General features: G+C 53.7%; 26 protein-coding genes, 1 other RNA gene and 1 riboswitch. Of the genes, 20 read left to right on the top strand and 7 right to left on the bottom strand.

Annotated features, from left to right (window positions below; genetic code table 11):
- The first annotated feature begins 348 nt into the window (after positions 1 to 348).
- The 5 genes from secG to ssrA all read left to right on the top strand — a co-directional run bounded on the left by secG (position 349) and on the right by ssrA (position 4,911).
- A complete protein-coding gene (gene secG, locus KHA84_RS14365; protein WP_213424201.1) occupies positions 349 to 576 on the top strand; it encodes a preprotein translocase subunit SecG in 228 nt (75 codons plus the stop codon).
- A gap of 63 nt (positions 577 to 639) precedes the next feature.
- Positions 640 to 1,395, top strand: a complete 756-nt coding sequence (locus KHA84_RS14360; protein WP_236823307.1) for an alpha/beta hydrolase — start codon at positions 640 to 642, stop codon at positions 1,393 to 1,395.
- A 39-nt stretch (positions 1,396 to 1,434) separates the two neighbouring features.
- Positions 1,435 to 3,873, top strand: coding sequence for a ribonuclease R (gene rnr, locus KHA84_RS14355; protein WP_213424200.1), 2,439 nt, complete (start codon positions 1,435 to 1,437; stop codon positions 3,871 to 3,873).
- Between the two features lie 68 nt (positions 3,874 to 3,941).
- Positions 3,942 to 4,412 (top strand): SsrA-binding protein SmpB, encoded by a 471-nt coding sequence (gene smpB, locus KHA84_RS14350; RefSeq protein ID WP_213424199.1) that lies wholly within the window; start codon positions 3,942 to 3,944, stop codon positions 4,410 to 4,412.
- A gap of 141 nt (positions 4,413 to 4,553) precedes the next feature.
- Positions 4,554 to 4,911, top strand: a transfer-messenger RNA (tmRNA) gene (gene ssrA / locus KHA84_RS14345).
- A gap of 72 nt (positions 4,912 to 4,983) precedes the next feature.
- On the opposite strand, the gene KHA84_RS15635 is transcribed toward ssrA, so the two are convergent.
- From KHA84_RS15635 to KHA84_RS14330, 3 genes are all read right to left on the bottom strand, one after another.
- Positions 4,984 to 5,139, bottom strand: coding sequence for a hypothetical protein (locus KHA84_RS15635; RefSeq protein WP_419465610.1), 156 nt, complete (start codon positions 5,137 to 5,139; stop codon positions 4,984 to 4,986).
- A 458-nt stretch (positions 5,140 to 5,597) separates the two neighbouring features.
- The gene (locus tag KHA84_RS14335; protein ID WP_236823306.1) at positions 5,598 to 5,912 is read right to left on the bottom strand and encodes a YrhK family protein; all 315 of its coding nucleotides are present in this window, start codon (positions 5,910 to 5,912) and stop codon (positions 5,598 to 5,600) included.
- A 201-nt stretch (positions 5,913 to 6,113) separates the two neighbouring features.
- A complete protein-coding gene (locus tag KHA84_RS14330) occupies positions 6,114 to 7,631 on the bottom strand; it encodes a glycine betaine uptake BCCT transporter (RefSeq protein WP_213424197.1) in 1,518 nt (505 codons plus the stop codon).
- A gap of 363 nt (positions 7,632 to 7,994) precedes the next feature.
- Between KHA84_RS14330 and hutH the strand changes: the two genes are divergently transcribed.
- Positions 7,995 to 9,524: a histidine ammonia-lyase gene (gene hutH / locus KHA84_RS14325; RefSeq protein ID WP_213424208.1), complete on the top strand. Its 1,530-nt coding sequence runs from the start codon at positions 7,995 to 7,997 to the stop codon at positions 9,522 to 9,524.
- A 32-nt stretch (positions 9,525 to 9,556) separates the two neighbouring features.
- Entirely contained in the window at positions 9,557 to 10,510 is a 954-nt protein-coding gene (locus KHA84_RS14320; protein WP_213424196.1) for a 5'-3' exonuclease, read from the top strand.
- Positions 10,511 to 10,576: 66 nt separating this feature from the next.
- Here the strand turns inward: KHA84_RS14320 and KHA84_RS14315 are convergent, their stop codons facing one another.
- The 4 genes from KHA84_RS14315 to KHA84_RS14300 all read right to left on the bottom strand — a co-directional run bounded on the left by KHA84_RS14315 (position 10,577) and on the right by KHA84_RS14300 (position 12,213).
- Entirely contained in the window at positions 10,577 to 11,089 is a 513-nt protein-coding gene (locus KHA84_RS14315; RefSeq protein WP_213424195.1) for a C39 family peptidase, read from the bottom strand.
- 88 nt (positions 11,090 to 11,177) lie between these two features.
- Positions 11,178 to 11,498, bottom strand: coding sequence for a thioredoxin family protein (locus tag KHA84_RS14310; RefSeq protein WP_213424194.1), 321 nt, complete (start codon positions 11,496 to 11,498; stop codon positions 11,178 to 11,180).
- Between the two features lie 62 nt (positions 11,499 to 11,560).
- Positions 11,561 to 11,941 carry a hypothetical protein gene (locus tag KHA84_RS14305; RefSeq protein WP_213424193.1) on the bottom strand — a complete coding sequence of 127 codons (381 nt, stop codon included), beginning with the start codon at positions 11,939 to 11,941 and terminating at the stop codon, positions 11,561 to 11,563.
- Positions 11,938 to 12,213, bottom strand: a complete 276-nt coding sequence (locus tag KHA84_RS14300; RefSeq protein WP_213424192.1) for a hypothetical protein — start codon at positions 12,211 to 12,213, stop codon at positions 11,938 to 11,940. Before KHA84_RS14300 ends, KHA84_RS14305 begins: the two co-directional genes overlap by 4 nt.
- A 194-nt stretch (positions 12,214 to 12,407) precedes the next feature.
- On the opposite strand from KHA84_RS14300, the gene KHA84_RS14295 reads away from it, so the two are divergent.
- The 13 genes from KHA84_RS14295 to sufC all read left to right on the top strand — a co-directional run bounded on the left by KHA84_RS14295 (position 12,408) and on the right by sufC (position 25,355).
- A complete protein-coding gene (locus KHA84_RS14295; RefSeq protein WP_213424191.1) occupies positions 12,408 to 14,795 on the top strand; it encodes a 3-hydroxyacyl-CoA dehydrogenase NAD-binding domain-containing protein in 2,388 nt (795 codons plus the stop codon).
- Positions 14,796 to 14,823: 28 nt separating this feature from the next.
- Entirely contained in the window at positions 14,824 to 16,002 is a 1,179-nt protein-coding gene (locus KHA84_RS14290; protein WP_213424190.1) for an acetyl-CoA C-acetyltransferase, read from the top strand.
- 254 nt (positions 16,003 to 16,256) lie between these two features.
- Positions 16,257 to 18,044, top strand: a complete 1,788-nt coding sequence (locus KHA84_RS14285) for an acyl-CoA dehydrogenase family protein (RefSeq protein ID WP_213424189.1) — start codon at positions 16,257 to 16,259, stop codon at positions 18,042 to 18,044.
- A gap of 93 nt (positions 18,045 to 18,137) precedes the next feature.
- Positions 18,138 to 18,494 carry an arsenate reductase family protein gene (locus tag KHA84_RS14280; RefSeq protein ID WP_213424188.1) on the top strand — a complete coding sequence of 119 codons (357 nt, stop codon included), beginning with the start codon at positions 18,138 to 18,140 and terminating at the stop codon, positions 18,492 to 18,494.
- A gap of 72 nt (positions 18,495 to 18,566) precedes the next feature.
- The gene (gene gcvH / locus KHA84_RS14275; protein WP_213424187.1) at positions 18,567 to 18,947 is read left to right on the top strand and encodes a glycine cleavage system protein GcvH; all 381 of its coding nucleotides are present in this window, start codon (positions 18,567 to 18,569) and stop codon (positions 18,945 to 18,947) included.
- Between the two features lie 129 nt (positions 18,948 to 19,076).
- Entirely contained in the window at positions 19,077 to 19,415 is a 339-nt protein-coding gene (locus KHA84_RS14270; RefSeq protein ID WP_213424186.1) for a toprim domain-containing protein, read from the top strand.
- Between the two features lie 12 nt (positions 19,416 to 19,427).
- Positions 19,428 to 19,727 carry a thioredoxin family protein gene (locus KHA84_RS14265; RefSeq protein ID WP_213424185.1) on the top strand — a complete coding sequence of 100 codons (300 nt, stop codon included), beginning with the start codon at positions 19,428 to 19,430 and terminating at the stop codon, positions 19,725 to 19,727.
- A 76-nt stretch (positions 19,728 to 19,803) separates the two neighbouring features.
- A riboswitch (SAM riboswitch) is annotated at positions 19,804 to 19,912 on the top strand.
- Positions 19,913 to 19,995: 83 nt separating this feature from the next.
- A complete protein-coding gene (locus KHA84_RS14260) occupies positions 19,996 to 21,021 on the top strand; it encodes a methionine ABC transporter ATP-binding protein (protein WP_213424184.1) in 1,026 nt (341 codons plus the stop codon).
- Complete coding sequence (locus tag KHA84_RS14255; RefSeq protein WP_213424183.1) at positions 21,014 to 21,682, top strand: methionine ABC transporter permease; 669 nt, start codon at positions 21,014 to 21,016, stop codon at positions 21,680 to 21,682. Before KHA84_RS14260 ends, KHA84_RS14255 begins: the two co-directional genes overlap by 8 nt.
- A gap of 44 nt (positions 21,683 to 21,726) precedes the next feature.
- On the top strand, positions 21,727 to 22,584 hold the full coding sequence (locus KHA84_RS14250; protein WP_213424182.1) for a MetQ/NlpA family ABC transporter substrate-binding protein: 858 nt from the start codon (positions 21,727 to 21,729) through the stop codon (positions 22,582 to 22,584).
- Between the two features lie 218 nt (positions 22,585 to 22,802).
- The gene (locus tag KHA84_RS14245; protein WP_213424181.1) at positions 22,803 to 24,020 is read left to right on the top strand and encodes a dicarboxylate/amino acid:cation symporter; all 1,218 of its coding nucleotides are present in this window, start codon (positions 22,803 to 22,805) and stop codon (positions 24,018 to 24,020) included.
- Positions 24,021 to 24,142: 122 nt separating this feature from the next.
- A complete protein-coding gene (locus KHA84_RS14240; RefSeq protein ID WP_213424180.1) occupies positions 24,143 to 24,301 on the top strand; it encodes a YuzK family famiily protein in 159 nt (52 codons plus the stop codon).
- A 274-nt stretch (positions 24,302 to 24,575) separates the two neighbouring features.
- Entirely contained in the window at positions 24,576 to 25,355 is a 780-nt protein-coding gene (gene sufC / locus KHA84_RS14235) for a Fe-S cluster assembly ATPase SufC (protein ID WP_236823305.1), read from the top strand.
- The last annotated feature ends 15 nt before the right edge of the window (positions 25,356 to 25,370 follow it).

Raw genomic sequence — 25,370 nt, 5'->3', positions numbered from 1 at the left:
GGACTTGCCACATGGCACACGGACTTGCCACATGGCCCACGGACTTGCCACATGGCGCACGGACTTGCCACATGGCACACGGACTTGCCACATGGCCCACGGACTTGCCACATGGGCACACGAACTTGCCACATGGGCACCCGGACTTGCCACATGGCACACGAACTTGCCACATGGCACACGAACTTGCCACATGGCGCACAAACTTGCCACAAGACGTGCCGACTTGAAACATGTCTCCTGCAAGCAGCATTCTACAACCTATCACAAAGTTTTCCGAGATAGTTGTGGCGGCAGTCTTGCTTTGATAGAATGGGTATAGTTGAGAATGTATCAGGAGGTGGAAAAATGCACACACTGCTCATGACGCTGTTGCTGATCGTAGCGATCGCGCTGATTGTCGTCGTCCTGTTGCAATCCGGGAAAAGTGCTGGTCTTTCCGGAGCCATCTCCGGTGGAGCGGAGCAATTGTTCGGCAAGCAGAAGGCGCGGGGCCTCGACCTCGTCTTTCATCGCGTGACGATTATTCTGTCGGTCCTTTTCTTCGTGCTTGCCATTGCCGTCACGAAGTTTTGAATTTAAACCACCCGCCCGGCCGCATGCGCGGTTGGGCGTTTTTACATAGGAGGCGAAAACATCATGAAAAAAGTGAAACTGACCCCTCCAAAGCCGTTTTTCTTTAAACACGGACCGAGGGCTGTGCTGCTCTTGCACGGTTTCCGGGGAAGCTCGGCGGATGTCCGTATGCTCGGGCGGTTTCTCGAGAAGCATGACTACACCTGCATGGCGCCGCATTACTCCGGCCACGGAGTGGAGCCCGAGGAACTGCTGGAAACCTGGCCGTCCGACTGGTGGGCCGATGTGGAAGCTGCTTACGGGCGGCTGAAAGAGGAAGGCTATGAAGAAATCGCAGTGGTGGGATTATCCCTCGGAGGTGTGTTCACCCTCAAATTAGGGTATAACTATCCCGTAAAAGGGCTTGTAACCATGTGCGCACCCATGATCATGAAAAACACGGATATTATGTTTGAGGGTGTGCTCCAATATGCGGCGGAATTTAAGAAGTATGAAGGGAAAGAACCGGATCAGATCGAAGAGGAAGTTGAACAGATCCGGCAAAAGGGGATGGCATCTCTTCCGGCACTCAGGGATTTTGTCCATGACGTGCGGGAACATGTCGACATGGTGTATGCACCTGTTTTCGTGGTCCAGGCGGAGCAGGACAGGGTCATCGATCCTAAATCCGCCGATATTATCTATGAAACCGTCGGATCCCCCCTGAAGAAAATTAAAAAATATCCGGAGTCGGGCCATGTGATTACGCTCGGGCCGGAAAAAGAACAGCTCCACGGGGATATCCTTGAATTTCTGGAGTCACTGGATTGGAGCAAATAAAATCGCCGGATACAGACAGGCCATTGCAGGAGGGATATTGTGGAAGATTATTTAAAGGAATTGCGTGATCGGATTCTTTCGTTCATGCGGGAAGACAGCTACAAACCGCTTACTGTACAGGAAATCCAGGAAGAACTGGATCTGACGGGTGCAGGTGAGTTCAAGGAGCTCGTGAAGGTTCTTGTGGAACTCGAGGAAAAGGGTGACGTGATCCGTTCGCGTTCGGACCGTTACGGCGTGCCGGAGCGGATGGACATCATCCGGGGCCGTTTTATCGGACATGCCAAAGGCTTCGGCTTTGTCGTGCCGGAAGAAGAAGGCATGGATGATATCTTCATTCCGCCGAACGAAACGAACACGGCGATGAATGGCGATACTGTCCTGATCAAAATCATGAAAGAATCAGGCGGCGACAGGCAGGAAGGATCGGTCATCCGGATTGCGGAACGGAAAAACACCAAAGTCGTCGGAACGTTCCAGGCACACCGCGGCTTTGGTTTCGTCATCGCGGATGACAAGAAGCTTCCAATGGACGTGTTCGTATCGAAAGAAAATACGCTCGGCGCGGTCGATGGCCACAAGGTTGTCGTGGAAATCACGGAATGGCCGAGTGAGCGTAAATCCGCCGAAGGCATCGTCGTCCAGGTACTGGGTCACAAAAATGATCCGGGCGTCGACATTCTCTCGATCATCTATAAATATGGCATCGAGATCGACTTCCCAGACGAAGTCATTGAGCACGCCAACCGTGTTCCGGACGAAATCCGTGAACAGGACTTGTTCAAGCGCCGGGACCTCCGCGGAGAGCAGATCGTCACAATTGACGGGGCAGAAGCGAAGGACCTTGACGATGCCGTCACAGTGACCAAAAACAGCGACGGCACATATAAGCTCGGCGTCCACATCGCCGATGTCAGCTACTATGTGACAGAGAATTCTCCAATCGATGAAGAGGCGCGCGAGCGCGGAACGAGTGTTTACCTGACCGACAGAGTCATCCCGATGATTCCTCATCGCCTGTCGAACGGCATCTGCTCGCTGAACCCGAATGTCGACCGCCTCACGCTCAGCTGCGAAATGGTCATCGACAGCAAGGGCAAAGTCGTGTCACACGAAATTTTCCAGAGCGTCATCCGCACGGTGGAGCGGATGACTTACCATGATGTTTATAAGATCATCGAAGAAAAAGACGAGGAGCTTCGTGCGCGCTATGAACCGCTTGTGCCGATGTTCGAGCACATGGCGGAACTGGCTGCCATCCTGCGTCAGCGCAGGTTCGACCGCGGCGCGATTGACTTCGACTTCAAGGAGTCGAAAATCATCGTTGATGAAGAAGGATGGCCAACCGATGTGGTCGTACGCGAACGGACGGTTGCGGAAAAGCTGATCGAAGAGTTCATGTTGGTCGCGAACGAAACGATCGCAGAACATTTCCACTGGCTCAGAGTCCCATTCATCTACCGGATCCACGAAGATCCGAAATCCGAAAAGCTCGAGCGGTTCTTTGAATTCATTACGAACTTTGGCCTGCTTGTACGGGGCACGGCAAACAAAGTCCACCCGCGTGCGCTTCAGGAAATCCTGGAGTCGATTTCCGGAGAGCCGGAAGAACCGGTCGTCTCGACGATGCTCCTGCGCTCAATGCAGCAGGCGAGGTACTCCGAGCTGAGCCTGGGCCACTTCGGCCTGTCCAGCGAGTTCTATACCCACTTCACATCGCCGATCCGGCGGTATCCTGACCTGCTCGTCCACCGGCTGATCCGGACGTATCTGATCGAGGCGGACACTTCACCGGCAACAGTGGCAAAGTGGAAAGGTGAAATTCCTGAAATCGCGGAGCACTCTTCTGACATGGAACGTCGTGCGGTCGATGCGGAGCGGGATACGGAAGCGCTCAAGAAGGCTCAGTTCATGGTCGACAAGGTCGGCGAAGAGTTCGAGGGCATCATTTCCTCCGTCACAAACTTCGGCCTGTTCGTAGAGCTGGAAAACACAATTGAAGGACTTGTCCATGTCTCTTACATGACCGACGACTATTATTGGTTCGATGAGCGCAATTTGATGATGGTCGGCGAGCATACGGCCAAGCAGTTCCGGATAGGGGATAAAGTGAAAGTCCGTGTCATCTCGGTCAAGCCGGAAGAGTCGGCGATCGACTTTGAGCTGGCCGACATGGACAGCTCAAATGCCCCAGTACGCCGGACGCGCAAAGACACGCCGAAGGTCATCCGGACAAAAGGTGACACAAGAGGCGGCGGCAAAGGCCGCGGCGAAGGCGGACGCGACTCTGGCGGAAACCGCGGTGGTGGCCGTAACAGCGGTGGCCGAAATGGCGGCGCCCGCGGCGGCAGCCGAAGCGGTGGCTCCGGAAGGCCGTCCGGACAGGGCGGTTCCGGCGGCAAAAACCGCTCCCGCAGTGGCGGCGACAGCAGAGGCGGACGCGGAAATGCACCGCGCGGCGGCAACCGTCAAAAATAACATCAGATAACCCAAGACACCGGACGGCATCCTGCCGTCCCGTTGTCCGTTATAGAGGGGGAAAACCGATGGTTAAAACAAATGACCAACGTGTCCTGGCGCAAAACAAAAAAGCCGGTCACGATTACTTTATCGAAGATACAATTGAAGCGGGCATTGTCCTGCAGGGTACCGAAATCAAATCCATCCGGAATGGCAAAGTCCAACTGCGTGATGCTTTTATCCGCATCCGGAACAACGAGGCATGGATATCAAACATGCACGTCAGCCCCTATGAACAGGGGAACCGCTACAATCACGATCCGCTCCGGGCAAGGAAACTGCTGCTTCACAAAAAGCAGATCAACCAGCTGATCGGCAAGACAAAGGAAGAGGGATTCTCGATCATCCCGCTAAAGATGTATATCAAGAACGGTTATGCAAAAGTCCTCATCGGAGTGGCGAAGGGCAAGAAGAAGTATGACAAGCGGGAAGACCTGAAAAAGAAAGAACACAAGCGCGAGATGGAGCGTGCATTCAAGGCAAAGCAGCAATATTGAATGCGCTCCTCCTGCAAGCGGAGAAGCAGTATTGAATGCCCTTCGCTTGCAAACGGGCACGAAATAACCTATAATAAGGTTACAGATTGCCAGTGTACCGAGTTTCAGTGATCCTATTCAGGATTTCCACTCTTCCCATGCGGGGACGTTTTGGATTCGACAGGGATGGTCTGAGCTCCGGTTGCGCGTCGGAGGGTCGGCTTCGTATCAACGACATTTAACAACAACTGGCAAAACTAACAACAACCTCGCTTTCGCAGCGTAAGCTGCTGAAACGGTCCTCCGGTTCCATCGCCCATGTGGCATCTGAGGACTCACTTATCAGTGGGATACGACGTCTGTCCGCCGCCTGAGGCTGACGTAAGAGATTAACAGGATAGCGCGCAGGACGCCTGCTGACCGGCAGAATGCCGCGCGAACTTCAATAGATCAGCTACACGCGTAGAAGCCGGAGTATTGGAGTCTCTGGACGCGGGTTCGAATCCCGCCGTCTCCACCATACATATCTATGGTGGTACCATAACGATTCAAGCCCCCTCATGACTGAGGGGGCTTTTGCATGCCTGCGGGTTCAGCAGGAGAACGAACGGATTTCGTCCAGGTCGATCCCGAAATACTCCCAGCGGCGCTGCCTGGATCTCCAGCGGTAACCGGCAACCGAGCGCCGGCCGACAAAAGTCGGATAAAACCAGAAACGCTGTCCGTTCTCAAGTCGTACCTGAGTCACGCGGTTGAGGCACCTTCGGATGGCACCGGGATCCACTGCCTGCGGCACTATAGGAGGCTGTGGCGGCCTTCCGGGTCTTCCGGGTTGGCCGGGTCTCCCTGGCCTTCCAGGCTGTCCGGGGAACCCGGGGAACCCAGGTACGCCTCTGCCACCACCATCATCCCAGTCACCCCACGGCAGCCAATCCATTGGAGATTCCCACATGTCTCCTCCTCCGGGTCTGTTAACCATGATTCCACTCCTTCCGGCAATCTTCCGTATCCTATGCAGGAAGCTGGGGAAGGACCGGGCACCGGGAGGGAAAACCTAACCTCCTCCGATAAATAAGAACCGCGCATTCAAATATATCCCGCTAAAATCGATTGCCGGATACATGGATGAATAAAAAAAGCCCCCATTAGGGGAGTGACACTGAAAACTTCTTGCAAAACAACATCCGTATTTATCGGACGGCTTTCTCAGGATTGTTCCTGGCTTTTTCCGCGGCTGTAAGATTCATTCTTACCCGACGTCTGCTTTCCGATTGAAACGGCGTGGAGCATCTTCAGAACAGGTTTGATCAGCAGCAGGACGCTGCCAATCAGGAATAGAATGGTTCCGGCGACCATGGCGCTTTTAAAAAAGAAGCAAATGCTGCCGGCAATGAACAGAATACCTGTCAATATTTCATTGGCCAGGGAGATGACCTTATAGTTTTTGTTGAAGAAGACCGCATATTTGCTCATTGGCAAGTCCAATTCTTTATACTTGTCCAAATTCTTCAAGAACGGCAAACAACCCCTCCTTAAATGGAACACGAATCAGTTTCGGATCCTTGTCTATCTGCTTTCCGCACCGTTTAAAACCGGTAGCTCCTCTTTTATCACATACCCTCAGTAGATTCACTAAAACAGCAGTTGCTTTGCGCTGCTGGAAAGTCTTAGTCAGTTGAACAAAACAAAAACAGGGCCCTCTTACGGAGGACCCTGTGTCTTTTAAGACCGCGTTCTTCTTTTCAATTCTTCCGATTTAAGCAGCCGTTGGTGTTCGTTTGACATTGACTTGGTCAGAGACACCATCATCAGCAACATGATAACGGAAAACGGCAAGGCCGCGATGATCAGTGAATTTTGGAGGGCTGTCAGGCCATTGGCATACAGTAAGATAATCGCAATGGTCGCTTGCAGGCCTCCCCACGTCAACTTGACCGCGTTTGACGGTGTCAGAGAGCCATAAGTTGTCTGCATGCCCAGAACGAACGTGGCAGAATCGGCTGAGGTGATAAAGAAGATGGACACCAGAAGGATGGCTAATATGGACAGAACCCAGAACATCGGCAGCTGTTCAAAGACGCCGAACAATGTCTCTTCTGTCAGCAGGCCTGTCAGGTCCGTGCCAGAATTTTGTACGTCAATTGCCGTTACACCGAACACCGAGAACCAGAAAAAGCTCACCAGTGTAGGGAGGAGCAGGACGCCCGTCAGAAACTCCCTGATGGTCCGGCCCCGTGACACCCGTGCGATAAAGATGCCGACGAATGGCGACCAGGAGATCCACCATGCCCAGTAGAAAATGGTCCAACCGTCAATCCATTCCCGCGCCTCCGAATCAAGCGGTGCCGAACGGAAGCTCATGCGCGGCAGGTTCTGAATATACGAACCGATCGAATCTGTAAACATGTTCATGATGAGCAGTGTCGGACCGACTGTGAGAATGAGGACCAGAAGAATCACAGCCAGGATCAGGTTCGTATTGGAAAGGATTTTGATCCCTTTTCCCAGGCCGGACCATGCAGAAATTGTGAACAGGATGGTGACGATAACAATGATGATCGTCTGGACACCCAGGCTGATGGGGATGTCCCACAGATAGGACAGCCCGCCATTGATTTGGATGGCCCCGAATCCAAGCGTTGTGGCAACACCAAACACAGTCGCGAATACTGCCAGCACGTCAATCAGTTTGCCGAGTGGCCCATTCATCCGCTCCTCACCGAAAATCGGGCGCAAAGTGGAAGAAATCAGGCCGGGATAGCCTCGGCGGAACTGGAAATAGGCAAGTGCCAGTGCGACCAGTCCATAGACGGCCCATGCATGGATTCCCCAATGGAAGAATGTGTAGCGCATCGACTCAATAAACGCTTCACGTGTTCCCGGTTCCTCCGTTGCAGGGTCGATGGCATAGTGGGATAGTGGCTCTGCCGCACCCCAGAAGACGAGTCCGATTCCCATGCCGGCTGAAAACAGCATCGCAAACCAGCTGATTGTCGAGAACTCCGGTCGGTCCTCGGGTTTGCCCAACCGCATTTTTCCAAGAGGACTGACGATCATGGCGAGACAGAAAATGACGATGACCGTCACAATCAGCAGATAATACCATCCGAAAGAGGATGTGATAAATGCAGTCATAGAGCTGGTGACCTGCTCGAAGCTGTTCGGAGCGAAGGTGCCGTAGCCTACTGCGAGGATTACGAGTGCAACTGCAATCCAAAAAACACTGGATACTTTCTTCAATATCATCCCTCCAATTTAATTCGATTTTCGGGAAAGTGCACACAGTGACCGACCTTAACGCAACTTTCCGGGTACTGTCAAGGATGCGGCTTGCCCGGATTGGCAAGACACGCCTGTACGGTCATCATGGACTTGCGGATTCCGGATGAAACCGGACTGATAGAAAATTGTCCGGGCATCCGTCACCACACTCGGTTTTTCGGTTCCATGAATCATCATCTTCCAATACCCTAAAACGGTGTTATGAAACGATTGCCCTTTCACCGGGTAAACGGCTGACTTGTTAGTCAGACAGGAAAATACCAAAGAATAATGAAAGCGCTGCCAATCTTCGTTAAGATGTAGGAAGAAGGGGCTGATGTGATGATCACACTGACCGGGAACGGGTTGACCCTCGGGTGTCTAAAACGGATTGTCATCGGCAGAGAGAAAGTGGGCCTTTGTCTGGAAGCGATGAAAAAAGTGAGACAAAGCAGGGGTGCCGTTGAACAAATCATTGCAGATGGAAGAACGGCCTACGGCATAAATACCGGTTTCGGCAAGTTCAGCGATGTGAAAATCAATTCCGAGCACACGGAAGCGCTTCAACTTCACCTGATCCGGTCCCATGCGTGCGGGCTTGGCGAACCCTTTCCCGAGGAAGTGGCCCGTGCAATGGCTGTCCTCCGAATGAATGCTCTTTTAAAGGGGCACTCGGGCATCCGGCCGGTTGTACTGGAGCGGTTGTGCGACATGGTGAACCTCGGAATTTCGGCGGTTATTCCAAGCCAGGGTTCTCTCGGTGCGTCGGGGGACTTGGCACCACTCGCGCACCTGGCACTTGGACTGATCGGGGAAGGAGAGGTCACGCTGGACGGAACTGTCATGCCTGCCGGCCAGGCGTGGGAAAAGAAAGGTATTCCGCCGGTCCGCCTGCGTGCGAAGGAGGGGCTTGCCCTCATTAATGGAACCCAGGCGATGACGGCTTGCGGAGCACTCGCTTTCCTTGAAGCCGAACAGCTTGCCTTGCAATCGGAGTGGATAGCTGGACTGACTATCGAGGCGCTCAGGGGAATCACAGATGCTTTCCATCCGGCCGTCCATGCGGCAAGAGGGTATCCGGAGCAGGCCGCGGTGGCGGATCGCATGAGAGATTGGCTCCATGGAAGCCGGCTAACCACTCGCCAGGGAGAATTGCGCGTCCAGGATGCCTATTCGATCCGCTGCATCCCGCAAGTGCACGGGGCGACGTGGCAGGTACTGGGCTACGTCCGGGAAAAGCTCGAGATTGAAATGAATGCGGCGACGGACAATCCGCTTATTTTTGACGATGGGGAGACCGTCATCTCCGGAGGAAATTTCCACGGACAGCCGGTGGCGTTCGCGATGGATTTTCTGAAGATCGGCATGTCCGAGCTTGCCAATATTTCCGAACGGCGCACCGAGCGTCTCGTCAATCCTCAGCTAAATGCGGGGCTGCCGCCGTTTCTCAGCCCGGAACCGGGGCTTCAATCGGGTGCCATGATTCTTCAGTATGCCGCGGCGAGCATCGTATCGGAGAACAAGACGCTGGCCCATCCGGCTTCCGTCGATTCCATACCTTCTTCGGCCAACCAGGAAGACCATGTCAGCATGGGGACGATTGCCGCGAGAAACGCCGCCACGATTGTAGGGAATGTGAGGCGTGTGCTGGCCGTTGAGGCTTTTTGCGCGTTCCAGGCTTGTGGCATCCGCGGGGATGAAAAGTTGTCTCCGGCACTCCGGGAGAAATGGGAGGTCCTATCGGCGAAGATTCCGCCAATTACGGAAGACCGCATATTCAGCCGCGACATCGCCGCGGTGGAGCAATTGCTTTTTGAGGAAGCCAGGAATTCGGCCATATTTCCGGCACAGCTGACGGATCATGAGTTATGATGGAATGAACGCAGTGAGGAAAAGGTGATGGCATGAACACGATGGAGAAATGGGAAGCTTCAAGCAGTAAGGAAACGGAGCGGCCGAAGCTGCTATTGATTGACGGCATGGCGGTTCTGTTCCGCGCATTTTTTGCCACGTCCGTACACGGGCGATTTATGAGGAATGAAGAAGGGATTCCGACAAATGCGGTCCAGGGATTTCTTGGGCATGCACTTACAGCGCAGTCCATGTTCCGGCCGACGCATATCGCCGTCTGCTGGGACATGGGGGCCTATACTTTCCGGAATGACTTGTACGAAGGCTATAAGGCGAACCGCCCGGAGCCCCCGGAAGAGATGAAGCCACAGTTTAATCTTGGCAGGGAGTCTGCCTACCTGCTCGGCTGGAAAAGCTATGGCATGAATGGTGTGGAAGCGGACGACCTGATCGGGTCGCTGATTACACGGTGGAAAGACGAAGCGGACATCCTGGTCGTCTCCGGTGACCGTGACCTGTTGCAACTGCTTGCCCCCGGTGTCCGGATCGCTTTCATGAAAAAGGGGCACACCGTATTCGATATCTATACAGATGAGCGCTTCCGGGAGGAATACGGATTTGAACCCGGTCAATTCGTCGATCTGAAGGCGTTCATGGGTGACTCCAGTGACGGGTATCCCGGAGTCAGGGGAATCGGGCCGAAGACGGCCACGAAACTGATCCGGGAGTATGGTTCCGTAGCAGGAGTGCTTCAGCATCTTGATAATCTGAAACCAGCTGTCCGGAAAAGAATCACCGAACAGCTGGATATGCTTCACCTGTCCCGTGAATTGGCCGAGATCGACTGCCATGTGGTGTTCGATGCAGATTTCGATGAGCTGGAGGTGCCGGTGTATGGCCCGGATGCCGCGCGGGCACTTGAGGTGGAAGGATACCCGACCGCCGCCAAGCGGCTCCTGAATCTTTTTCCGGGATCCGGAGAACAGGAAGAATGGCCGTTCTCCTAAAACCGGAAACGAGAAAACCGCCGCAGACCATAAGCGGCGGTTTTCACATGTCATTTCGAACAGGGGTCATTTTTGTATAGGCGTCATCCGGACAAAGGTCAGGATCGGCCGGTTTCGGGAGTAGGATACCCTGCGAATCCGGCTGGGCCGCCCGCGGCGCCCGTTATCATGAACGACGAGCACCGTATCGCCGCCTTCCTCGCTGAAGCCGACAACCGGTACCCAGTGGTAGGCGAAGGTGTAGGTTCCGAACCAGCGGAATGAGAACCACTTGTCGAATTTCGCTGCGACCGGGCGTCCATCCAGAATTTCTTTTTTCAAATCTCCGATTGAACACTTTTGTACGGACCAACCACTTCCGAGAATACGGGAAGCGCCAAAGATGAACTTCCGGACGGACAGTCCAAGGGGCGTACCGCCGAATGACCGGTAAAGATCGGACGCGGTCATCGGACAAGCACCCAGAAGGTGGCCGATCATCGTATATGCAGTTACCGGCCCGCATGCTGAGTTTTGCTGCGACGGAGCGATATCCGGATCATATTGCGACTTTCCCCTGAATGACTCAATCAGACCCATGCCGTTCCTCCTCCATCTTAACATTTAGCCTGATTATAACGCATGATCAGGGCATACAAAAAAGGAAGGCGGTTGCCTTCCTTTCGGGTCAAGCCTGATAGCTGTCGAGGAATGTGGTCACCTGGTCCGGTGTTTTGGCATTCGCACTGTGGAGATGGGCCTTTTTCTCTCCGTTTTTGAACACGAGAAGGCTCGGAATTCCCATCACTTCATACTTGTCCGCAACTTCCGGAAGGGCATCGCGGTCCACTTCATACCAGGTAAACTGATTGTACTTTTCTTCAATCGGCCCGATGAACATGTCCATCCGCCGGCAGTCCGGGCACCAGCTTGCGTCAAACTTGATCAGTGACTGTTCCGGATTGTTGATGATTTCATTGAATTGCTCAGTTGTTGTAATTTTTTTCAACTCTTATCCCTCCCATAGGGATAGTGTACACGTTCCCGCAGGGCGATGGGTAGCCACTTGTTTCAGACGACCGGAGGCGTGGTGCCCTCGAATTTTTGGATGACTTTTTCATAGTCCTCCCGTTTGGCGGCGTCAGGCGATATCCAGCCATGTCTCGTAATCAAGTCGCGCAGGTTTCTCCGGGTGCTGTTGGATTTCTGCAGGAAACTGGAGAGGAGAGACCCGAGCTTGCTGCTGTACGTTTCGTTTTCAGCCTCGATATAAAGACGGCAAAGCTGTTCTTCTATACTGAGCAGGAGGATCGCCATTTCTTTGTCGTCCAAAGAACCATCACTTTGTTCTTGCTGCCTAGAAGAGGAACCTGCGGATTTCTGTTCATCTTTTACTTCTGTTGCCTGCTCAGAATTCTGATCCGCTTCCTTGCCGGTTTCTTTTTCCGTCATTGCGCCTGCTCCCTCTCTTTCTTCAGAAATTCCAGAATCTCACTGGCCTGTTTCAGATGATCCTTTTGGATACTCCCGAATTCTTTTTTCAAATCAGGCAGTTTGGTTGATGCAGCAGCCGCTCCGTACATTTTTGCACATAGCTTGCTGAGCTCCATGATTCCCGCCAGATCCCCGATATTCCGGGGGGTGACCGTATCGGACTTGAAAAGCTCGGGTCCCGGGTTGGATTCGTTCCCGTTTTTAATGGCCGGCTTGGAGAAGATGCCCATGTCAGGTCCTCCTCTGATGCATGATTTAAAGGTAGGATGCCCCGAAAAAACAAGAAGATGAGCGGAAATTCATTTTTTTCTGTTGGCATGTTGCACATTGTGGTGAAATATTCTAAACTATGAATAAAGCAGTTGCCTATTTTTTTGGCAACAAAATGAATGAGCATTCATTCAAGTTAGAAGGAGGCAATCACGTGGCTCACCAAATCAATCAGGCCGCCGTTATCGGTTCCGGGGTTATGGGCTCCGGCATCGCGGCCCATCTCGCAAACATCGGCATACCTGTTCTTCTGCTGGACATTGTGCCGAACAAGCTGACAGCCGAAGAGGAAGCAAAGGGGCTTACACTCGAAGACCGCAAAGTCCGAAACCGGCTGACGGACCAGGCACTCAAAAACATGAAAAAGCAAAAGCCGGCACCGCTTGCATCCAAAGAAAGCCTGTCAAGGATCTCGACGGGCAACTTGGAAGACGACCTCGATCAGCTGAAGCAAGCAGACTGGATCATCGAAGTGGTCGTTGAAAATCTGGAGATCAAGAAAGCGCTTTACGAAAAAATCGAAGGGGTCCGTTCGGAGCATGCGATCGTTTCCTCGAACACCTCCGGCATCAGCATCGAAGCGATGGCGGAAGGGCGGTCGGAAGGATTCCGCAAGCATTTTCTCGGCACCCACTTCTTTAACCCGCCGCGCTACCTGAAACTGCTCGAAGTCATTCCGACTAAAGATACTGCGCCGGAAGTTCTCGATTTTATGGTCCGGTTCGGGGAAGACCGACTCGGCAAGGGGGTCGTCATCGCGAAGGATACGCCGAACTTCATCGGCAACCGGATTGGGACATACGGCCTTCTCGTCACACTCCGTGAAATGATGGAACGCGGCTACTCGGTCGGTGAAGTTGACTCGGTCACTGGGACGCTGATCGGCCGTCCGAAGTCGGCCACGTTCCGCACACTGGATGTGGTCGGTCTCGATACGTTCGTCCATGTCGCGAAAAACGTATTCGACCAGACGGAAGGCGAGGAAAAGGAAGTGTTCCGCACACCGGATTTCCTCGTGAAGATGGTCGAAAATGGATGGCTGGGCGCCAAAGCAAAGCAGGGCTTTTATCTGAAGGAAGGCAAAGAGATCAGCGAGATCGATCCCGCCACGCTCGAATACTCGCCGCAGAAAAAACTGAAAGCGCCTTCCATTGAAATAGCGAAGCAGCAAAAGGGCGATGACAGGCTGAAGACGCTCGTTTACGCCAAAGACCGCGCAGGTGAACTACTTTGGAACATCCTGGCGCCGGCACTCCTGTATTCCGCCGAGAAGGCCGGGGAGATTGCCGACGACATCGCCTCGATTGACAACGCGATGAAGTGGGGCTTCGGCTGGAAGCAGGGACCGTTTGAGCTATGGGATGCAATCGGTGTTGAAAAGTCGGTCAAGCGCATGAAGGAAGAAGGCAGGGAGATACCTGAATTTGTCCAGAAGCTGCTTGATTCCGGAAACGCTTCATTCTATCAGGATGAAGAAGGGACCCTGAGCTATTTCGACGGGGAAGGCTACTCCCCTGTACAGGTCAATGCCAAAGAGATCGACCTGAAAAAGTGGAAAGCCCGGAACGGAGTCATCAAGAAAAACAGCGGCGCAAGCCTGATCGACCTCGGTGACGGTATCGCGCTGCTTGAGTTCACCTCACAGGCGAACTCACTCGGCCCGGATGTGATCAAGATGCTCCTCGACTCCCTTGAGGAAGTCGAGAACAATGAGCAATATAAGGGGCTTGTCATCGCCAACCAGGGCAAAAACTTCTCGGTTGGTGCGAACCTCGGCATGATTCTCATGGAAGCGCAGGATGACAACATCTTCGAGTTAGACTTCATGATCAAGTCCTTCCAGGATGCCATGATGAAAGTCCGTTATTCGAAAAAGCCGGTTGTCGTCGCACCGCACGGCATGACGCTTGGCGGCGGCGCGGAAATCACGCTGCCTGCTGCGCATATCCAGGCGACGATGGAGACATATATCGGCCTCGTTGAAACCGGCGTCGGCCTGATTCCGGGCGGAGGCGGCAATATCAGCCTTTACCGCAAACATCTTGAAGGAATGCCGAATGGTGTCAAAGCTGACTATGTCGACATCGCGGCAAAAGTGTTTGAAACGATTGCCATGGCGAAGGTTTCGACATCCGGAGAGGAAGCGCGGGAAAACAATTTCCTCGGCAAGGCTGACGGCGTCAGTGCAAACCGGGACCATCAAATCCATGACGCGAAGCAGGCCGTGCTTGCCCTCTACGAAGCGGGATACACACCGCCTTCCAAGCGGACGGTCCCTGTTGCGGGCGAGCCGGGTTACGCCGCGATGATTGTCGGTGCGGAAGGCATGCACTTGTCAGGATACATCAGTGACCACGACCTGAAGATCGCAAAGAAGCTCGCTCACGTCCTGTCCGGCGGCAAAGTGCCGTACGGTACTGAAGTGGATGAACAATACATGCTCGACCTTGAGCGGAAAGCGTTCCTGCAGCTTGTTGCAGAACCGAAATCCCAGCAGCGGATGCAGCACATGCTCGTAAAAGGCAAGCCGCTCCGCAACTGAGCGGACGGCAGACGGAGGAGGATGAACGATGCGTGAAGCAGTAATTGTGGCCGGCGCAAGGACGCCGGTCGGAAAAGCAAAGAAAGGATCACTGGCAACGGTCCGCCCGGACGACTTTGCCGCGCTGACGGTGAAAGAGACGCTCCGGCGAGCCGGAGGCTATGATGGGCCGATTGATGACTTTATCGTGGGATGCGCGATGCCTGAGGCGGAACAGGGCATGAACGTTGCCCGCCTGATCGGCGGACTTGCCGGACTGCCGGATACCGTGCCGGCCGTAACGGTCAACCGGTTCTGCTCGTCCGGTCTTCAGACAATCGCAACCGGTGCTCACCAGATCATGCTCGGCCATGCGGATACCGTTCTGGCGGGCGGCACCGAATCGATGAGCATGGTGCCGATGATGGGCAATACGATCCGCCCGAACGCGATGCTCGCGGAAACGGCGCCTGAATATTACATGGGCATGGGCCATACCGCGGAGCAGGTCGCGATGAAATACGGCGTAAGCCGGGAAGACCAGGATGCATTCGCGGTCCGGTCCCACGAGCGTGCCGCTGACGCCATCCGGGAGGGCAGGTTCAAGGATGAGATCGTGCCTGTCGAAGTGACACGCCGTGCAGTCGGTCCGGACGGCAAGCTGAAGGAAGAAAGCTTTACCTTTGATATGGATGAAGGCGTACGTGAAGGTACCAACATGGATACCCTCGCGAAGCTGCGCCCGGCGTTCAATGTGAAAGGGACCGTCACGGCGGGGAACGCTTCCCAGACTTCGGACGGAGCAGGTACGGTCCTCATCATGGACCGTGAAAAGGCGGAAGCGGAAGGCTTGAAGCCGATCGCCAAGTTCCGCTCGTTCGCAGTAGGCGGCGTTCCACCGGAAGTGATGGGCATCGGCCCGATCGAAGCCGTGCCGAAAGCGCTCAAGCTCGCCGGCCTGTCAGTTGAAGACATCAATCTGTGGGAGTTGAACGAAGCATTCGCCTCGCAGTCGATCCAGGTCATCCGCCATCTCGGCCTGGACGAAGACATCGTCAACGTCAACGGCGGCGCCATCGCGCTCGGGCACCCGCTTGGCGCAACAGGCACAATCCTGACGCTCAGGCTCATGAACGAGCTCAAGCGCCGCAACGAACAGTTCGGTGTCGTCACGATGTGCATCGGCGGAGGAATGGGAGCCGCCGGCGTATTCGAAATGTTGAATTAAAAGCGGAGAGCGGTTGGTCACTGGCGACAGGCATAAGACGGCCTGCGCAGTGAGGCCTGCCTCACGGAGCGGGACGGCTTATGACCCGAGCCAGTACCGCTCGGAGCTGGATAGATTAAGTGCGGAGGGCCTGTCGCCCGCAGCCGGATAGCGTAAAAGCGGAGAGCGGTTGGTCACTGGCTTATGACCCGAGCCAGTACCGCCTGATGCGAATGGATAAATAAAAAATCATTAAGAACAGGGAGGAAACGAATATGGCTGAAACAAAAGACAAGGCGCTCGTCAAAGGCGGCGCATTCCTCATTGAGGACATCGACGCGGATCAGGTGTTCACGCCGGAGGACTTCACGGAAGAACACAAGATGATCGCAAAGACTACAGAGGAGTACGTCAAAAACGAAGTGCTTCCGGTCATCGATAAGCTGGAAAACCATGAATTCGAAAATTCTGTGCGCCTCCTGAAATCAGCAGGGGAACTCGGTCTTCTCGGAGCTGATATTCCGGAAGAATATGACGGCTTCGGATTAGATAAAATCTCATCCGCGCTGATCACCGAAAAAATGTCCGTCGCCGGCGGCTTTTCCATCACCCATGGTGCGCATGTTGGCATCGGAACGCTTCCGATCGTCCTCTTCGGCAATGAAGAGCAAAAGCAGAAATACCTGCCGCCTTCTGTTACGGCAGAGAAAATCTTCGCATATGCACTTACCGAACCGGGATCCGGATCGGACGCACTCGGAGCGCGCACAACAGCGAAGCTGAACGAGGCGGGCACACACTATATCCTTAACGGTGAAAAACAGTGGATCACAAACTCCGGCTTCGCGGATGTGTTCGTCGTCTATGCCAAGATAGACAGCGAACACTTCACGGCCTTCATCGTCGAGAAAGATTATCCGGGGGTTTCCGTTGGCGCGGAAGAAAAGAAAATGGGAATCAAATCTTCTTCGACACGGACACTGATCCTTGAAGATGCGGAAGTTCCTGTCGAAAACCTGCTTGGCGAAAAGGGCCGGGGCCATGTAATCGCATTTAACATCCTGAACATCGGGCGCTATAAGCTCGGAGTCGGCGGAGTCGGCGGTTCCAAGCGCGCCCTCGAGCTTGCGATCAAATACACAAATGAGCGCCAGCAGTTCAAGCGCAGCATTGCATCCTTTAACCTGACGAAAGAGAAGATCGCAACGCTTGCATCCGAACTGTTTGCCACGGAAAGCCTGATCTACCGCACGGTAGGCTATTTTGACGACCGCATGGGACAGTTGAGCGAAGAAGAGCAAAAAGACGGCCGCAAAATTGCCGAGGCCATTGCGGAATATGCCATCGAATGTTCCATCAACAAAGTCGTCGGATCCGAAACGCTCGACCATGTCGTCGATGAGGCTGTCCAGCTGCACGGCGGCTACGGCTACATGCAGGAATATGAAGTCGAACGTGCTTACCGCGACTCCCGCATCAACCGGATCTTCGAAGGCACGAACGAGATCAACCGTCTGCTCGTGCCGGGCACGTTCCTGAAAAAGGCGATGAAAGGGGAGCTTCCGCTTCTCCAGAAGGCTCAGTCGCTTCAGGAAGAGCTGCTGATGATGATGCCGGAAGAACCGGGCGACGAAGCGCTTGCACAGGAGAAGTTCCTCGTGAAGAACGCGAAGAAAATCGGCCTTCTTGCTGCCGGCATGGCCGCACAGCGTTTTGGCACGAAGCTTGAAGACGAGCAGGAAGTTCTCGTCAACATCGCGAACATCGCCAATGACGTCTTTGCGATGGAATCTGCTTTGCTCCGTACGGAAAAGGCGATCCGCCGCGACGGCGAAGAAAAAGCCCGGCAGAAAATCCTCTATACGGAAGTGTTCTGCCAAGAAGCGATGCAGCGCATCGAACAGGAAGCAAAAGAAGTGCTCGTCGCCTCTGTCGAGGGAGACAACCAGCGCATGATGCTGTCTGCCCTCCGCAAACTCACCCGCTACACGCCGAAGAACCTGATCCCTCTGAAGCGCGAAGCGGCAGACAAACTGAACGAAGCCCTGAAATACACAGTCTGATCCGGTTATTCCGAAATGCCCGGCCTGCTTCAAGCAGAACGGGCTTTCTTTTTGTTATACTTGTCCCAAGATAAGAAACAGGGAGGCAAGGTTATGGCAGTCACCTACTACGGATATCCAAAATGCACCACATGCCGAAAGGCGAAAAAATGGCTGGATCAACATGGCGTGGCCTATGATGAGTTCGATATCAAAGAAGACCCGCCCTCTGAGGAGCAACTCCGTGAAATCATCGCGGCCAGCGGTCTCGAACTGAAAAAGTTCTTCAACACAAGCGGGAAAGTCTACCGCGAAAACGGACTTAAAGACCGTCTGCCGGAATTGTCGGCAGAAGAGCAAATCCGGCTTCTTGCAGCAGACGGGATGCTTCTCAAACGCCCGATCGTCTATGATGGCGAAAAGGCGACCGTCGGATTCCGTGAAGAGGAATTTGAATCCGCGTGGAGTTAAGCGACTATTGAGTTTCCTGCCGCCGTATGGCAAACTGAAATGGGTGGATAATTTATTGCTGGAGGGGTCAGAATGAGCACACCAACAGAACTTCGCTATTCCGAAGAACACGAATGGGTTAAAACAGAAGACGGCAAGGCCCGCATCGGGATCACACACTTTGCACAGGCTGAACTCGGCGACATCGTATTTGTCGAGCTGCCTGAAGTCGGCGCAGAAATTAAAGCGGACGAGCCTTTCGGCAGTGTTGAATCCGTGAAGACGGTTTCTGAGCTATATGCACCAATCAGCGGCACAGTGGTAGAAGTAAACGAAGATCTGGAGGACAATCCTGAATTCGTGAATGAATCCCCTTATGAAAAGGCATGGATGGTCATCGTTGAACCGTCTGATTCTTCCGAAATCGACAAGCTCATGTCCGCCGAACAATACGATCAAATGACGCAGGGCTGACCTGCATTCAGGAAACGCCGGCATCTTCCGGCGTTTTTTGCATCTTCTAATACAAAGGACCGCGACCGGAATCGGCGCCTGTTCCGGATGCGGCCTGACATTAAATGGTGTGCTCGCGGAGGGATCAGGATGACCGACAAAGTGATCGTCGTCGAAGGCAGCTCAGACAGGAAACGCCTGGCACCGCTTCTGGACGAACCGGTGGACATTATCTGCACAAACGGGACGGCAAGCCCCACAAGGATAGAAGAACTTCTGGAACCCTATGAGGGCGCCGATATATTCGCGTTTTTCGACGCGGACCGTTCCGGGGAAAAGCTTCGTGCGCTCCTCAGGCGGGAGTATCCGGAAGCCCGCCATTTGTACACGGATCGTGTCTACCGGGAGGTGGCGACGACGCCGCTCCGGGTGCTGGCCGAGGAACTGCTGTCTGCAAACATCGAGATTAAGACTGAATTTCTGCTGTAAAGGATGAGCAAGGTGGAAGAATGGAATCTGCAGCATTTTGAAGAAGCATCAAGTAGCACGGACACAGCCGCCTTTTATTTGTATACACCCCTTTGCGGAACGTGCCAGGTCGCATCGAAGATGATGGATGTCGTGGAAAAACTCCTCCCCGAAGTCAGCCTCGGCAAGGCGGACCTCAATTATCATAAGGAGGTGGCTGCCAAGTATGGTGTGGAAAGTGTTCCGTGCCTCCTGGTCGCAAAAGAGGGACGGCCGGTCGAGAAAATCTATGCATTCCGGTCGGTCCCGCATCTGTATGAAAAATTAAGTTGACGCAAAAAGTCGACTGTGATATAGTTTCATCCATCAGTCATCTGCTGTGCGGATGGACATAAACGAATACGGAATACTCTTATTGAGAGAGGCGGAGGGACGTGCCCGATGAAGCCCGGCAACCGTCACGGAGACGTGAAATGGTGCCAAATCACTCAAAGCGCAAGCGCTTTGGCAGATGAGAGGAAATGCGCCGGCCGGAGACGGGTCGGTTGCGCGACCTGTCTGCCCTTGAGCAGACGGGTCTTTTTAATGCAGAGGTGACCAAATGATTAAGCTAGAACAACTAACCAAGCAGTTCAGCCTTTCCAATCGGACACTCAAGGCCGTCGACGCAGTTGACCTTGAGATCAGGGAAGGCGAGATATTCGGCATTATCGGCTACAGCGGTGCCGGAAAAAGCACGCTGATCCGAATGCTGAACGGCCTGGAAAAGCCGACAGGCGGCCGGGTGACGGTAAACGGCATGGAGATGTCGTCAATCTCCGGAGCGGATCTCAGAAAGGCACGGCAGAAAGTCAGCATGATCTTCCAGCACTTCAACTTGCTCTGGTCCCGCACCGTCGCGGAGAATATCGCTTTTCCTCTGGAAATTGCCGGCGTTGGCAAGTCGGAGCGGGAGCAGAGGGTACGTGAGCTGATCCGCCTGGTCGGCCTCGAAGGAAGGGAAGACGCTTATCCCTCCGAGCTATCCGGCGGACAGAAGCAGCGAGTCGGAATCGCGCGGGCGCTTGCCAATGAACCTGACGTCCTTCTTTGCGACGAAGCCACCTCGGCGCTGGACCCGGAAACGACCGATTCAATTCTGGACCTGCTGACGGACATCAATAAGCGGCTGAACCTGACAATTGTGCTCATCACGCATGAAATGCACGTCATCCGGAAGATCTGCCACCGGGTTGCGGTCATGGAGGCGGGACGAGTCGTCGAGATGGGGGATGTGCTTCAGGTGTTCCGCTCTCCAAAACAGCCGATCACAAAGCGGTTCGTGTCACAGGTGACCGAATCACAGGATGCGAAACAGGCGATCGGGCAGCTGGTTCAGGAAAATCCTGATGGAACACTGATTCGGCTTGGCTTTGTCGGTGAACGGACAGGCGAGCCGGTGCTGGCCCGGCTGATCCGCACATTCGACATTGACGTGAATATCCTGCAGGCAAATGTTTCGCAGACGCACGGCGGGACATTCGGCTCCATCATCCTGAATCTTGTGGGCGATGATCGGGCAGTTTCAGAGGCAGTGGAATTCCTGCACTCCAAAGGCGTGGAAACAGAGGTGATTGATCGTGACTGAACAACTGTTTCCGAACGTGGACTGGGAGAAAATGTGGGAGGCCACGCTTGAGACGCTTTATATGACAGCGGTAGCCACGCTGTTCACCTTCCTGATCGGACTTGTGCTCGGTATCTTGCTTTTCCTTACGGGACCCAGAGGAATCTACCAGAACCGGATCTCGAACCTGATTACGGCGGCATTCGTCAACATTTTTCGCTCGATTCCGTTTATCATCCTGATTATCTTGCTGATTCCGCTCACAAAATTCCTGCTTGGCTCGATTCGGGGTCCGAATGCGGCACTGCCGGCACTAATCATCGGATCTGCCCCGTTTTACGGCCGGATGGTCCAGATTGCACTAGCAGAAATTGATAAGGGCGTGATCGAGGCGGCCCGTTCGATGGGGGCCACCACCTGGACGATTATCCGGAAGGTCCTTTTGCCGGAATCCATGCCGGCACTGATCTCTGGAATCACCGTGACGGCCATCGCACTTGTCGGCTATACGGCGATGGCCGGGATCATCGGGGCAGGCGGCCTGGGGAACCTCGCTTATCTCGACGGTTTCCAGAGAAGCCGGACCGACGTCACGCTTGTCGCGACCATCATGATCCTCATCATCGTTTTCGCCATCCAGTGGATCGGGGACATCTTGGTCAAGCGGGTGGACAAACGCTGATACAGAACCGTTTACAATCAAAACAAATTAAGGGGGAACTACTCATGAAAAAATTTGCAGCAGGACTATTTTTGGCAACAGGCACACTTGCTCTCGCCGCATGCGGCAGCGGCGGAGATAACTCAACATCGGGTTCATCCGAAGCCGGAGAAAGCGGAGAAGAGACGAAAGAGCTCGTTGTCGGCGCCTCCAACGTACCGCATGCCCTCATCCTGGAAGAAGCAAAGCCGCTTCTCGAGGAAAAAGGCATCGAGCTGGAAATTGAAACGTACCAGGATTACGTGCTACCGAACGAGGACCTGGAATCGGAAGAAATTGACGCGAACTACTTCCAGCACATCCCTTACCTTGAATCCCAGATGGCTGACCATGGGTATGACTTTGTGAATGCAGGCGGCATCCACATCGAGCCGATCGGAATCTATTCCAAAAAGTACGATTCCCTTGATGATCTGCCTGATGGCGCAACGATCCTGATGAGCAACTCGGTCGCAGACCACGGCCGGATTCTCTCCATGCTGGAAGCCCAAGGCCTCATCAAACTTGATGAAGGGGTCGACAAGACCAAGGCAGAGGTCAAGGACATTGCCGAAAATCCGAAAAACCTTGAATTTGACGCAGACTACGAAGCGTCCTTCCTTCCCCAGCTCTACAATCAGGATGAAGGGGATGCGATCCTCATCAACTCCAACTATGCTATCGATGCAGGGCTCAACCCGCTTGAAGACGCGATTGCACTTGAAGATTCCGAATCCCCTTACGTCAATGTGATAGCTGTCCGAAGCGGAGATGAAGGAAAAGAGGAAATCAAGGCACTCGTAGACGTGCTCCGTTCCGAAGAAATCCAAGACTTCATCGTTGAAGAGTGGGGCGGCTCAGTTGTCCCGGTCGACGGAGAATAATTTGCCAATGTAATGGGCACATAACAGGCCGCCGAGTCTGTGATTCTGAACGAGAATCACGGAACGGCGGCCTTTTCTTGCCTGCCTGTCATTTCCTGTTGTATCCGCTCACAAGACAATGTATTCTGAATATGTGACTAGGCCTTCTAACGGATGGGGGAGTGTGGTAAAGTGGTCACATCAAAAAAACAAGTGTCTTTTTAGGGGGAACATACATCATGAAGAAAATCGGTCTGCTTGGCCGGATTGTCATCGCCATTGCGCTGGCGGTCGGTATCGGATCGCTCCTCACCAAGATTCCGGAAAAGTACGGGCTCTGGTTCGTGGAGCTCGGAGCAACATTTAATATGCTTTTCGGCGGATTCCTCAGTTTTGTTGTCCCGTTGATTATTATCGGATTCATCGCACCCGGCATCGCCAAACTCGGAAAAGGATCTGCAAAGATGCTCGGGCTATCGACAGGGCTGGCCTACCTTTCCACAATCGTGGCCGGGATCCTGGCGTTTTTTGTAGCATCCAGCCTTCTACCCGGACTGATCGGAAACCCGTCAGCCGACCAGATCAGTGATCCTTCGGAAGCATTGGCCTCGGCACTTTTCGAGCTTGAAATCACACCGATCATGGGGGTTCTCACAGCCCTGATCTTCGCTTTCCTGATGGGAATCGGGATGGCTGCAACAGGCAGCAAGACGTTGTTCTCAGTTTTCGACGAATTTCAGCAGCTCATCGAGAAGACGATCAGCAGCGTCATCATCCCGCTGCTTCCTATTCACATCTTTGGCGTCTTCCTCAATATGACCTATGCAGGACAGGTGGCCAGCGTCCTCTCGGTGTTTGCAATGGTGTTCGTGCTGATCATCGTCATGCATCTGATCATGCTGCTTCTCCAGTACTCCGCAGCCGGAGCACTTGCACATCGCAATCCGCTATGGCTTCTAAAAACGATGGCTCCGGCGTACTTCACGGCGCTCGGCACTCAATCATCTGCGGCGACAATCCCGGTCACTGTCCGCCAAGCCCGCAAAACAGGCGCATCCGATAAAGTAGTCGATTTCACGGTGCCTCTGTTTGCCAACATCCACCTTTCCGGAAGCACCATTACGCTGACAACCTGTGCAATCGGTGTCATGCTCATGAACGGTATGCCTGTCTCCATTGGGCCGATGGTCCAGTTTATCGCGGTTCTCGGTGTGACCATGATTGCCGCACCGGGCGTACCCGGCGGAGCGGTCATGGCGGCACTCGGCCTCCTTTCGTCGATGCTCGGTTTCACGGAGCCGATGATTGCGCTGATGATTGCCCTTTATATGGCGCAGGACAGCTTTGGCACAGCTACAAACGTAACCGGTGACGGCGCACTCGCTATCATCACCGACCGCTTTGCAGCCTCGGCTGAAGCAGCTCCTGTAACACCGGCAGGAACAAAAACAGTCTGATTTTCCCTGTTTGGACGCTTCCTGATCGGGTAGACTAAAAGGGAAATCAAACCGGCCAAAGCCGGCAAAACCGAAAGGAATGGTTCATTATCGACCCCATGAGGCTCGAGTACACGGACAGGATGGCACAATGTTTCCGGAGTGCACACGGCATCGGCTATGAGGATTACCGCACAAATCCTAAGCTGCAGCTGGAAGTGGAAAAACAGCGGGAGCGGGAATATGCTCTTAGCCAAAGCTTCGGCATGCGGCCGGAGACGGGCAGCCATCACCGACAATGACCGACCAATAATGAACCCGTACAAAAGGACCGGCGCTTTAAGCGGCGGTCCTTTTGTTAACCTGATTTCCATTCTCAATCGGATGTTGATAATTGAAAATGACTTTCATTAATGGACGGTGCGGCCAAGGTTCCTATTAATTATAGGGTTTCTGCGATTATCGGGGAGTTTCGTGGAACCCGTCTAAATGATTTGCAAGCGTCCCTGGTTTCAGTTAAGATTAGAATGATGATAAATAAGGATGGCGCTGCCATACCATACTGGAGGTATTCGGATGTCTACTCTCGAAATCAAAGGTCTGCACGTCGAAATCGAAGGCAAAGAAATTCTGAAGGGCGTCGACCTGACAATCAATACAAACGAAATCCATGCTGTCATGGGACCGAACGGGACGGGTAAATCCACGCTCGCTTCGGCTATCATGGGGCATCCTAAATATGAGATCACTGCCGGAACAGTCACACTTGACGGCGAAGACGTCCTTGAAATGGAAGTGGACGAGCGCGCCAAAGCGGGTCTTTTCCTCGCGATGCAGTACCCGAGTGAAATATCCGGCGTGACCAATGCCGACTTCCTCCGTTCTGCCATCAATGCCCAGCGTGAAGAAGGCGATGAAGTTTCCCTCATGAAATTCATTCGCGAGCTCGACAGCAAGATGGACACTCTCGAAATGGATCAGGATATGGCACAGCGCTACCTGAACGAAGGTTTTTCCGGCGGTGAGAAAAAGCGCAACGAAATCCTTCAGCTCATGATGCTGAAGCCTAAATTCGCAGTTCTCGATGAGATCGACTCCGGCCTCGATATCGATGCGCTGAAAGTCGTATCCAACGGCATCAACGAAATGCGCGGAGAAAACTTCGGCTGCCTGATCATTACCCACTACCAGCGTCTTCTAAACTACATCACTCCAGATCACGTCCATGTCATGATGCAGGGCCGTGTAGTCAAATCCGGCGGTCCGGAACTTGCCCAGAAGCTTGAAGCACAGGGCTATGACTGGATCAAAGAAGAACTGGGCATCGAAGATGAAACAGTTGGACAAGAAGCTTAACGGAAGGGGACGAAC

This window comes from Bhargavaea massiliensis (genome assembly GCF_018390575.1).
Taxonomy (GTDB): Bacteria; Bacillota; Bacilli; order Bacillales_A; family Planococcaceae; genus Bhargavaea; species Bhargavaea massiliensis.
This window is presented reverse-complemented; position numbering and strand designations above follow the sequence as displayed.

Coding starts and splice junctions, on each gene's coding strand:
- secG (WP_213424201.1), top strand. CDS start 349: ATGCACACACTGCTCATGACGCTGTTGCTGATCGTAGCGATCGCGCTG.
- KHA84_RS14360 (WP_236823307.1), top strand. CDS start 640: ATGAAAAAAGTGAAACTGACCCCTCCAAAGCCGTTTTTCTTTAAACAC.
- smpB (WP_213424199.1), top strand. CDS start 3,942: ATGGTTAAAACAAATGACCAACGTGTCCTGGCGCAAAACAAAAAAGCC.
- hutH (WP_213424208.1), top strand. CDS start 7,995: ATGATCACACTGACCGGGAACGGGTTGACCCTCGGGTGTCTAAAACGG.
- KHA84_RS14320 (WP_213424196.1), top strand. CDS start 9,557: ATGAACACGATGGAGAAATGGGAAGCTTCAAGCAGTAAGGAAACGGAG.
- KHA84_RS14315 (WP_213424195.1), bottom strand. CDS start 11,089: ATGGGTCTGATTGAGTCATTCAGGGGAAAGTCGCAATATGATCCGGAT.
- KHA84_RS14305 (WP_213424193.1), bottom strand. CDS start 11,941: ATGACGGAAAAAGAAACCGGCAAGGAAGCGGATCAGAATTCTGAGCAG.
- KHA84_RS14300 (WP_213424192.1), bottom strand. CDS start 12,213: ATGGGCATCTTCTCCAAGCCGGCCATTAAAAACGGGAACGAATCCAAC.
- KHA84_RS14290 (WP_213424190.1), top strand. CDS start 14,824: ATGCGTGAAGCAGTAATTGTGGCCGGCGCAAGGACGCCGGTCGGAAAA.
- KHA84_RS14285 (WP_213424189.1), top strand. CDS start 16,257: ATGGCTGAAACAAAAGACAAGGCGCTCGTCAAAGGCGGCGCATTCCTC.
- KHA84_RS14280 (WP_213424188.1), top strand. CDS start 18,138: ATGGCAGTCACCTACTACGGATATCCAAAATGCACCACATGCCGAAAG.
- gcvH (WP_213424187.1), top strand. CDS start 18,567: ATGAGCACACCAACAGAACTTCGCTATTCCGAAGAACACGAATGGGTT.
- KHA84_RS14270 (WP_213424186.1), top strand. CDS start 19,077: ATGACCGACAAAGTGATCGTCGTCGAAGGCAGCTCAGACAGGAAACGC.
- KHA84_RS14260 (WP_213424184.1), top strand. CDS start 19,996: ATGATTAAGCTAGAACAACTAACCAAGCAGTTCAGCCTTTCCAATCGG.
- KHA84_RS14250 (WP_213424182.1), top strand. CDS start 21,727: ATGAAAAAATTTGCAGCAGGACTATTTTTGGCAACAGGCACACTTGCT.
- KHA84_RS14245 (WP_213424181.1), top strand. CDS start 22,803: ATGAAGAAAATCGGTCTGCTTGGCCGGATTGTCATCGCCATTGCGCTG.
- KHA84_RS14240 (WP_213424180.1), top strand. CDS start 24,143: ATGGCACAATGTTTCCGGAGTGCACACGGCATCGGCTATGAGGATTAC.
- sufC (WP_236823305.1), top strand. CDS start 24,576: ATGTCTACTCTCGAAATCAAAGGTCTGCACGTCGAAATCGAAGGCAAA.